This is a genomic window from Helicobacter sp. UBA3407, assembly GCF_949747025.1.
Lineage (GTDB): Bacteria > Campylobacterota > Campylobacteria > Campylobacterales > Helicobacteraceae > Helicobacter_D > Helicobacter_D ganmani.
Window position 1 is genome coordinate 1 of the sequence record NZ_CATKCB010000255.1, and the last position, 8,646, is coordinate 8,646.

7 protein-coding genes are annotated in these 8,646 nt (G+C 37.0%); 6 read left to right on the top strand and 1 reads right to left on the bottom strand.

The features are described from left to right. Together Q1553_RS08405 and Q1553_RS08410 are read left to right on the top strand one after the other, a co-directional pair. The coding region (locus Q1553_RS08405) for an FAD/NAD(P)-binding oxidoreductase (RefSeq protein ID WP_300842930.1) at nt 1-875 on the top strand (875 nt) is incomplete at its 5' end. A gap of 9 nt (nt 876-884) precedes the next feature. Next, complete coding sequence (locus tag Q1553_RS08410) at nt 885-1,043, top strand: YgaP-like transmembrane domain (protein WP_115551392.1); 159 nt, start codon at nt 885-887, stop codon at nt 1,041-1,043. Between the two features lie 32 nt (nt 1,044-1,075). Here Q1553_RS08410 and Q1553_RS08415 read toward each other — a convergent pair whose 3' ends face one another. Beyond that, entirely contained in the window at nt 1,076-1,903 is an 828-nt protein-coding gene (locus Q1553_RS08415) for a prephenate dehydrogenase (protein ID WP_115551391.1), read from the bottom strand. Nucleotides 1,904-2,032: 129 nt separating this feature from the next. Between Q1553_RS08415 and bamA the strand changes: the two genes are divergently transcribed. The 4 genes from bamA to recG are packed head-to-tail and all read left to right on the top strand — an operon-like array spanning nt 2,033 to nt 8,515. Continuing rightward, nucleotides 2,033-4,285, top strand: a complete 2,253-nt coding sequence (gene bamA / locus Q1553_RS08420) for an outer membrane protein assembly factor BamA (protein ID WP_115551390.1) — start codon at nt 2,033-2,035, stop codon at nt 4,283-4,285. Between the two features lie 17 nt (nt 4,286-4,302). After that, a complete protein-coding gene (locus tag Q1553_RS08425) occupies nt 4,303-5,406 on the top strand; it encodes a dehypoxanthine futalosine cyclase (RefSeq protein ID WP_115551464.1) in 1,104 nt (367 codons plus the stop codon). A 55-nt stretch (nt 5,407-5,461) separates the two neighbouring features. Then, complete coding sequence (locus Q1553_RS08430; protein WP_297599953.1) at nt 5,462-6,706, top strand: pitrilysin family protein; 1,245 nt, start codon at nt 5,462-5,464, stop codon at nt 6,704-6,706. A gap of 24 nt (nt 6,707-6,730) precedes the next feature. Then, complete coding sequence (gene recG / locus Q1553_RS08435; RefSeq protein ID WP_245944213.1) at nt 6,731-8,515, top strand: ATP-dependent DNA helicase RecG; 1,785 nt, start codon at nt 6,731-6,733, stop codon at nt 8,513-8,515. Nucleotides 8,516-8,646: the final 131 nt, after the last annotated feature.

The window sequence follows — 8,646 nt, forward strand, 5'->3', positions numbered from 1 at the left end:
ACCCAAATACAAATGTTACAAGCATTTATACTCCCGATGGAGCAGTCAAGGCGCAAAGCATGATGAAAAAGGCAGCTAAAGAGGGAGGAAAAGTTATCTTTGCAGAGCCAAATACACCCTTTAAATGCGGCGGAGCAAATAAGAAAATTAATTTTTTATTAGAGGATTTGAGCGTAACAAATCACACAAAAGAAAAGATAGATATGTGCCTATACACAGGTGGTGGAGCAATGCTTTCAAGTCCAACACACGCGAAAATGATTGAGCAATTTTACATTGAACGTAAAATGCCTTATTTAATGCGCCATCAACTTGTAGAAGTAGATACAGCACGCAATATTGCTACTTTTGAAAAATTAATGCCTTACACAGAAAATGGTGAGCAAAAGGTTTCAAAAGAACGTTTTGAAAAGCCCTATGACTATTTATTTGTGATTCCTCCTATGAAAACTGCTGATTTTATTACAGAAGCAGGTCTTGCAATCACAAAAGGGCATACTGACGGGAATTGGGTAGATGTAGATTCTTATACCTTGCAGCATAAAAAATATTCAAATATCTTTGCGATTGGGGATTGTGCTGGTGTTCCAAAAGGAAAGACAGGGGCAAGTATCCGCAAACAATATCCTGTGATTGCAGAGAATCTCATTGCTCATTTAAATAATCAGCCACTCAAGGCGAAGTTTAACGGATATACTGCTTGTCCTTTGCTTACGCATTATGGCAAGGCGGTAATGGTGGAATTTGATTATGAAGGCACAGCACCAAGTATGCCATGTTTTGGAGCGACAAGAGAGAGTTGGTTGAATTGGTTTGTAAAAGTATATTTGATGAAACCAATGGTAATGAGCGGAATGATTCACGCAAGAGCATAAGGAGGAAAAATGAGCAATTTAGATAAAACAATCCGATTAATCGTAGCAATGTTATTGTATTTTGTATTTGGCTTTGTATGTCAAAGTTGGTGGTGGCTTCTCTCGCTATTGCCATTGCTTAGTGCAGTGTATGGTTACTGCCCACTTTATAAGTTTTTTAAAAAATAAATTTTGGATTCCTTTTTGGGAATCTAATGCCATTAAAAAATTTCATACAAAGAGTTTGCTTTTGCCATCCATTTTTCAAGTTCGTCCCATTTTTCTTCTTGAATGAGTGTTTGTGCAAAATGAATTTCTTTTTGGAAAAAGTCAAGAGATTTTAGGAGCTCTTCGCGATTCTGTTTAGAAATGTCGCACCACATTCTTGAGGAGCTCTTCGCGATTCTAACCATACTTTTAAATCCACCACCAGCAAGAGCCAAAATATCGTTTGGGTTTTGTTGCGATAGTACGGTATTGGCAAGCGCATAACTGATGATGTGGGGTAAATGGCTGATAAAGGCTGCGTGGTTGTCGTGAGACTTGGAATCCATTTTGATAATATTCATTTTGAGTGCGACAAAAATTTCTTTTGCCATCGCAACTTGTAATTCTCCACTTTGTTCTAAATCAGTCAAAACTAAAATATGATGTGGCAAAAGTTCTTTAAAAGCGGCTTTGGGACCGAAATTTTCTGTTCCACTCATTGGGTGGGCGCAGACAAAGTTTTTACGAATCTCTAAAGGTACACTTTTAGAAATCAGATGTTTGGTGCTTCCTAAATCAATAATCGTGCAATGAGGTGCGATACCAACAAGACTAGGCAGAAGTTGTAAAATTGCTTCTACGGGGGTTGCAAGAAAAATAACATCACAAAGCTTAATCTCCTCTAGCTCTGCCCCCTCATCTACAAGTCCCAAAGAAAGTGCTTGTTGAAGATGCAGGGGATTATTATCCAATCCAATAATTCGTTTAAACATTCCTGTTTCTTTCAGTGCAAGCCCTAATGAGCCGCCAATAAGTCCAAGTCCAATAATTCCTGCCTGCATAATCTGTCCGTTGTGTAAAATTTATAAAATTATATATTTTTTTAGCTTTAGTTGTGTTATTTAATCTACTAAAAGGTATAATTATAGCTTTTAAAATCAGGTAAAAAATTATTTTTAAGGTTTTTAATAATGCGTTTCTCTTCTAAAACTTTTTTGTTTCCCGCAATTCTATTGATTTTTTCAACAAATCTTTTTGCTGCTTTGCCAATTATCAAAGAAGTGCGCTATGAGGGGTTAAATTACATTTCCCCTCTGATTGCCAATGAAATTACCAAGGTTCGGCTCAATGAGCCACTAGATATCAATTTGGTGGATACCTCTATCCATAGCTTTTATTCGCAAGGTTACTTTAAAGACATTTGGGTAACAGAAGAAAACGGAATCTTAACTTTTCATTTTTTGGAAAAACCCGTCATCGCAAGTCTGATTGTCAGCGGTTATGGAGCAGGAAAAGAACAAGATGTAATTGATAAAGAAATTGGATTAAAAAAGGGCGATGTTTATGATGAGGCAAAAATTGCTAATGTGCGCAAAAAAATCATTGATTTAATGGAAGCACAAGGGTATTATGACACGATTGTTGAAGTAAAAACAGAGGAGATTTCTACTAATGCTTTGAAAGTTACCTTAGAAATTAACAAAGGTGAAGAAATTATTATTCAAAAAGCAAATTATTATGGTAGAGAAAATTTAAAAATCTCACGCATTGAGGCGGCAACTGCAAATAAAGAAAGAGAATTTCTTGGTTGGATGTGGGGATTTAATAGTGGTAAATTGCGTGTTAATGAAGTGGAAACTGATGGACATAGAATCCGTGATTTGTATATGCAAAAAGGCTATTTAGATGCGGAAGTAAGCACACCTTTTTTGAAAACAGATTTTACAACTTACAAGGCAGAGCTTGATTTTTATATTAATGAGGGAGAACTCTATAAGGTTTCAGAAGTAGAAATTGTTTTAGAGGAAGATGTGATTGCAGTAGAAGAGTTATACGATGTGATTAAAATCAAAAAAGGCAAAAAATTTAATATTGACACAATGCGTAAGGACACAGAGGCAATTCGCTATAAAATAGGAGATTTAGGTTATGCCTTTACAAGGATAACACCAGATTTAGATAAAGATAAAGAAAATAGTGAAGTGAGAATTGTTTATTATGTGCAGCCGGGTAAAAAGGTGCATATTAATGATGTATTGATTTCGGGAAATAATAGAACGCTTGACCGCGTGATTCGTCGGAATGTTTTACTTGCGCCGGGCGATGAATATGAAATGAGCAAGATTACTTTATCCAAAAATGCAATTATGCGAACAGGAGGATTTGAAAGCGTAGAGATAGAGGAAGAGCGGATAGATGAGGAGCGCGTTAATTTACTTGTGAATGTCAAAGAGGGTAAAACAGGGGAATTTACTTTTGGAATCGGTTATGGAAGCTATGATGGGTTAATGGGAAGTATATCTGTTAAAGACCGCAATATTTTTGGAACAGGCTTAACTGCAGGGGTTTATTTGGATAAAAGCGAAGTTTCAGATTCCTATCGTGTGAATCTCTACAATCCCGCTGTGCTAGATAGTGATTACTCTTTAGCCACTGAAGTGTATCGTATGGAATACGATGACTATGATTATACCGAGACGATGACAGGTTTTAATATCGTAGGCGGACGCAGAATTTGGGACCAACTAGACTTGACTTTGGGCTATACTTATCAAGAAACCAAGCTTTCTAACTTTGATAACGCCTATCTTCGCAACCTTTATACTAGGTATTATGGAGGGGATAAATATATAAAATCCTCCGTGATTCCGGGACTTAGCTATGATAGCACGGATGCTTATTTTTTCCCAAAAAGCGGAATAAAAGCGACAGGTAGCACGGAGTTTGCAGGCATTGGAGGAGACGCGGAGTTTATCAAGTATTATGGAACTTTCAACCTTTACCATTCCATTGAGGATTGGACGGATTTAGATTTGATTTTCAGATACCGCGCAAAGGCTGGATATGCTCAAGATGAGGGCTTTTTGCCTATCAATGAGAAATTTTATCTAGGAGGCGTTAATAGCGTGCGAGGATTCCAGAATCGCTCTATTACACCACGAGATAAAGATGGATTGAGAATCGGTGGAAAACAAATGTTTTATAACACAGCAGAATTAAGCTATGGTATGTTTGAAACCGTTCAAATGCGATTCCTTATTTTTTATGATTATGGAATGATAGGACAAAAAAATATTAACGATATTAAGCGTAGCTCTGTTGGTGTTGGAATTGAATGGATTTCTCCTATTGGGGCAATCAACTTCCTCTTCCCACATGCACTAGACGATAAGCCGGGTGATGATACTTCCTCTTTTGAATTTACAATGGGACAGAGATTCTAATGGAGAATCTTGAAGGTATGCGAGAGGTTTTTGCTAAGAATTCGCAAGAGGTAAATGCTGTCGTGAAAGTTAAATTGCCCCGAATCAGCAAGGAGGAGATTTTGGATTTAATGCAGAATGCCTCTCTTAAGGAATTGGGTGAGCGTGCGTTTGCTATCAAAAAGCAGTTGCATTCTGACAATATCACGACTTTTGTTGTGGATAGAAACATTAATTATACCAATATCTGTTGGGTAGATTGCAAGTTTTGTGCCTTTAAACGCAGAATTAATGAGAGCGAAACCTATATTTTAAGCTTTGAGGAGATTGATAAAAAAATAGACGAATTGTTAGAAATTGGTGGCACACAGATTCTTTTTCAAGGAGGAGTGCATCCGAGTCTAAAAATTGAATGGTATGAGGATTTGGTGCGACATATTGCGCAAAAATATCCTCAAATCACCTTGCATGGATTCTCTGCGATTGAGATTAATTATATTGCAAAGATTTCTAAAATCTCAATCACTGAAGTTTTAGCACGCTTGCAAAAGTGCGGTTTGTCTTCTATACCCGGTGCGGGCGCAGAAATTTTAAGTGATAGGGTGCGTGATGTGATTGCTCCTAAGAAACTAGATAGTGAAGAATGGATAGCAGTGCATAGGGAAGCCCATAAGCTAGGAATAAAAAGCACGGCAACAATGATGTTTGGAAGTGTAGAAAAAGATGAGGATATTATAGAGCATTGGACAAGAATCCGAGATTTACAAGATTTAACCAATGGCTTTAGGGCGTTTATTTTATGGAGTTTTCAACCTGCTTTTACGCCATTGCAAAAGGAATTTCCGCATCTGCACAAAGCCTCTTCAAACCGCTATTTGAGATTGCTTGCGTGTAGCAGAATCTTTTTGGATAATTTTCAAAATATTCAAAGCAGTTGGGTTACGCAAGGTTCTTATATTGGACAACTTGCATTGCTGTTTGGGGCAAACGATTTGGGTAGCACGATGATGGAAGAAAATGTTGTTGCAGCCGCAGGAGCTAGTAATTCTATGAATCAAGCAGAGATGATTTCTTTGATTCGTGATATCGGCGAGATTCCAGCCAAGCGCAACACGGCTTATAACATTTTGGAGCAATTTTAAGGTGAAAAAGTTTTTTATAATTTTTTTTAGTCTTTGGATAATGAAAGGAAGTTTGATGGCACTTGAGATGAAAAAGTTACATATAAAAGGTGTAGAGATTCCTATAATTTATGAAAAAAATACGCAGCTACCTTTGTTTTATATTCAGCTTGTTTTTAAGGGTGCAGGCGGAGTGAGTAATGGCAAAAGTTTAGGGCTATCTGATATTGTAAGCTCTTTGCTTAATGAGGGGACAAAGGAGTTAGGTGTTACAAAGTTTTCTAAAAAACTAGAGGAAAAAGCCCTTGCGTTGAGTGTGGGAAGTGGATTGGAAACATTGAGTTTTACATTAAGTGGAATGACTGCAATGCAAGAAGATGGAATCGCACTTTTAAAAGAACTGCTCCAAAGCCCAAATTTTACACAAAAAGCATTGGATAAAGTCAAAGAAAACTCCTTAGTAGCAATTTTAGAGCGGGAGAGTGATTATGATTATCAGGCAAGTAAAATATTGAAATCTATGCTTTTCAAAGGAAGCGCATTGGAGTTTCCTCTAAGTGGTACGCAGGATTCTATTGCTAAGATTACTCTAAGGGAAATAGAAAATTTTTATCGGCAGCATATCAATTTAAATTCTCTGATTCTTATTGTGGGTGGGGAATTGGAATTTGAAAGTGTTGCAAAAGAATTAGAAAATGCGCTTGAATCATTACCACAAGGTAAGGCAGTGGCACTTAAGCCTATCTTTGCGAATGATTTAAGGCAAACCAAACGTCTGCTTAAAGACACGCAGCAGGCTTATATTTATTTTGGCGCACCTTTGAATGTTGATAATTTGCAAAAGGAATCTGCATTGATTAAAGTTGCTTCATTTGTGCTTGGAGGCAGTGGGTTTGGCAGTCGTATGTTGGAGGAAGTGCGCGTGAAAAGAGGGCTTGCTTACTCTGCGGTTATGCGACTAAACGCAACACATACGCAAGCATCGGCACAAGGATATTTGCAAACAAGCCTCAAAAATGAAAAAGAAGCTCAAAGTCTCGTGCAGCAGGTAGTAGAGGAATTTGTTGAAAAAGGAATCACAAGCAAAGAATTACAAGAAGCAAAGGATTATTTACTAGGAAGTGAGCCTTTACGCAACGAGACGCTTTCCCAAAGATTAGGCACAGCATTTACTTATTATTATAATGGTTTGCCATTGGATTTTAATAAGCAAGTGTTAGAGGAGATTTCCAAGCTCACTTTAAAAGAAGTCAATGATTACATTCAATCACATCAAGAGATTAAGAATCTTAGTTTTGCCATTGTTAGTGCAGAAAATTAGCTATAGTTAAGATTGGGCTTAGGTTTGGGCTTTAGTAAGTTTGGTAAGACGCCTTTTGAAGCAGTTTTATATTCTTTACCAAAGGGTTATACAAACACTTTTTTGAGCGAATCTTTGGAAGTGAATCAAAATATAGTTTTGGAAGTGGAAGTCCGAAATTATAAGAATCTCAAAGTAGCGCATATTTTGTGTTTTGCTCCAAAATTTGAATGTGAGATAGAGCTGTTAATCTTTCACCCAAAACCTTATCATAAGAGCATTTTTAAACCCGATTCTGTGTTAATTGTCAGTGGAAAACTCCAAAAAAACGCGGGATTTTATACTTTATTGCAACCCAAAGTATTAAAAAATACAGGTGAAATCGTATTGAATTTTGGCTTTAAAGGTATGAAAGAAAAGAGCGCAAGGGATTTTGCAAATGGGATTACTTTAGGATTCTTACAAGAATTTTATCCTAAAGTGCCTTTGTGGGTTTTGGAATCTCTTGTAAAAATTTATCACCCGAACGAAAAATTTGTGCAAGATTTTGCAAAAAACCATAGTTTTTTTGGCAAATTTTTGGAGGCAATCAAGTTTGTTGAAATTTACGAATATATGCGTCTTTTGCGCTCAAAAAAACGTCATTTTCTAAGCCTTATTTCGCTAAATAATCCTATACAATCTTGGATTGAATCTTTGCCTTTTGAGCTTACCAAAGGACAAGAAAATGCGATTTGTGAGATTCAAGCTTCACTCCAAAGTAATCAATCTGCAAGACGCGTGATTGTTGGTGATGTGGGCTGTGGTAAAACAATCGTTATTCTAGCAAGTGTGATGATGGCTTATCCTCATCGCAGCGTATTGATGGCACCCACTTCCATTTTGGCAAAGCAACTTTTTGATGAAGCACAAAAATTTTTGCCAAATCATTTAAAAATTGCGCTCTTAACGCAAAGCGACAAAAAGGGTGATTTATCGCAAAGCGATTTTATCATCGGGACACACGCCTTGCTTTATCAAGATTTGAGCAATTGTGCGCTTGTGATGATAGATGAGCAACATCGTTTTGGCACGGCACAAAGGAATACACTAGAAAGAATGTTTGAATGCGATTCCAAACGCGCACATATTTTGCAGTTTTCTGCGACGCCGATTCCGCGCACGCAAGCGATGATAGAATCTAATTTTGTGGATTTTAGTTTTATCAAAGATTTGCCTTTCAAAAAAGACATTACGACGCGTATTATCTATAAAAACGATTTTAAAGATTTGTTGGAGCATATCAGACAAGAAATTGCGCAAAAACATCAAATTATTATTGTTTATCCTTTGGTAGAGGAGAGCAAAAATTCCAATTATACGGCATTAAAAGAGGGTGAAGAGTTTTGGAAAAAGAATTTTGAGGGTGTTTATAGCACATATGGCAAGGACAAAAATAAAGAGCAGGTTTTGGAGGAGTTTCGTGAAAGGGGAAAGATTCTGCTTGCTACGACGGTGGTCGAGGTTGGAATCTCTTTGCCGAGTTTAAGCACGATTGTGATTGTAGGGGCGGAGCGGTTAGGATTGGCAACTTTGCACCAATTGCGTGGGAGAGTGAGTCGTAACGGCTTAAAAGGGTATTGTTTTTTATTTACCAAACAACAGCAAACTGAGCGACTAGCAAGATTCTCCCAAACGCAAAATGGCTTTGAAATCGCACAAATGGATTTAGAATATCGCAATAGTGGAGATTTGTTAAGCGGAGAAATGCAAAGCGGTAGGCAGTTTGCTTGGGTGGATTTGGGTAAAGATGAGGGAATTATCAAAGAAGCAAAAAATGCGCTTTCTTAAAATATTGTATAATTAATATTTTGATTTAGGAGAAAATATGAAAACATTAAATTATCAAAAGCTATTAGAAAATCCCTTGTTTGTCTCGCGCTATATTGAACCAAATATTAATTGGAGACATTCTTATCTAA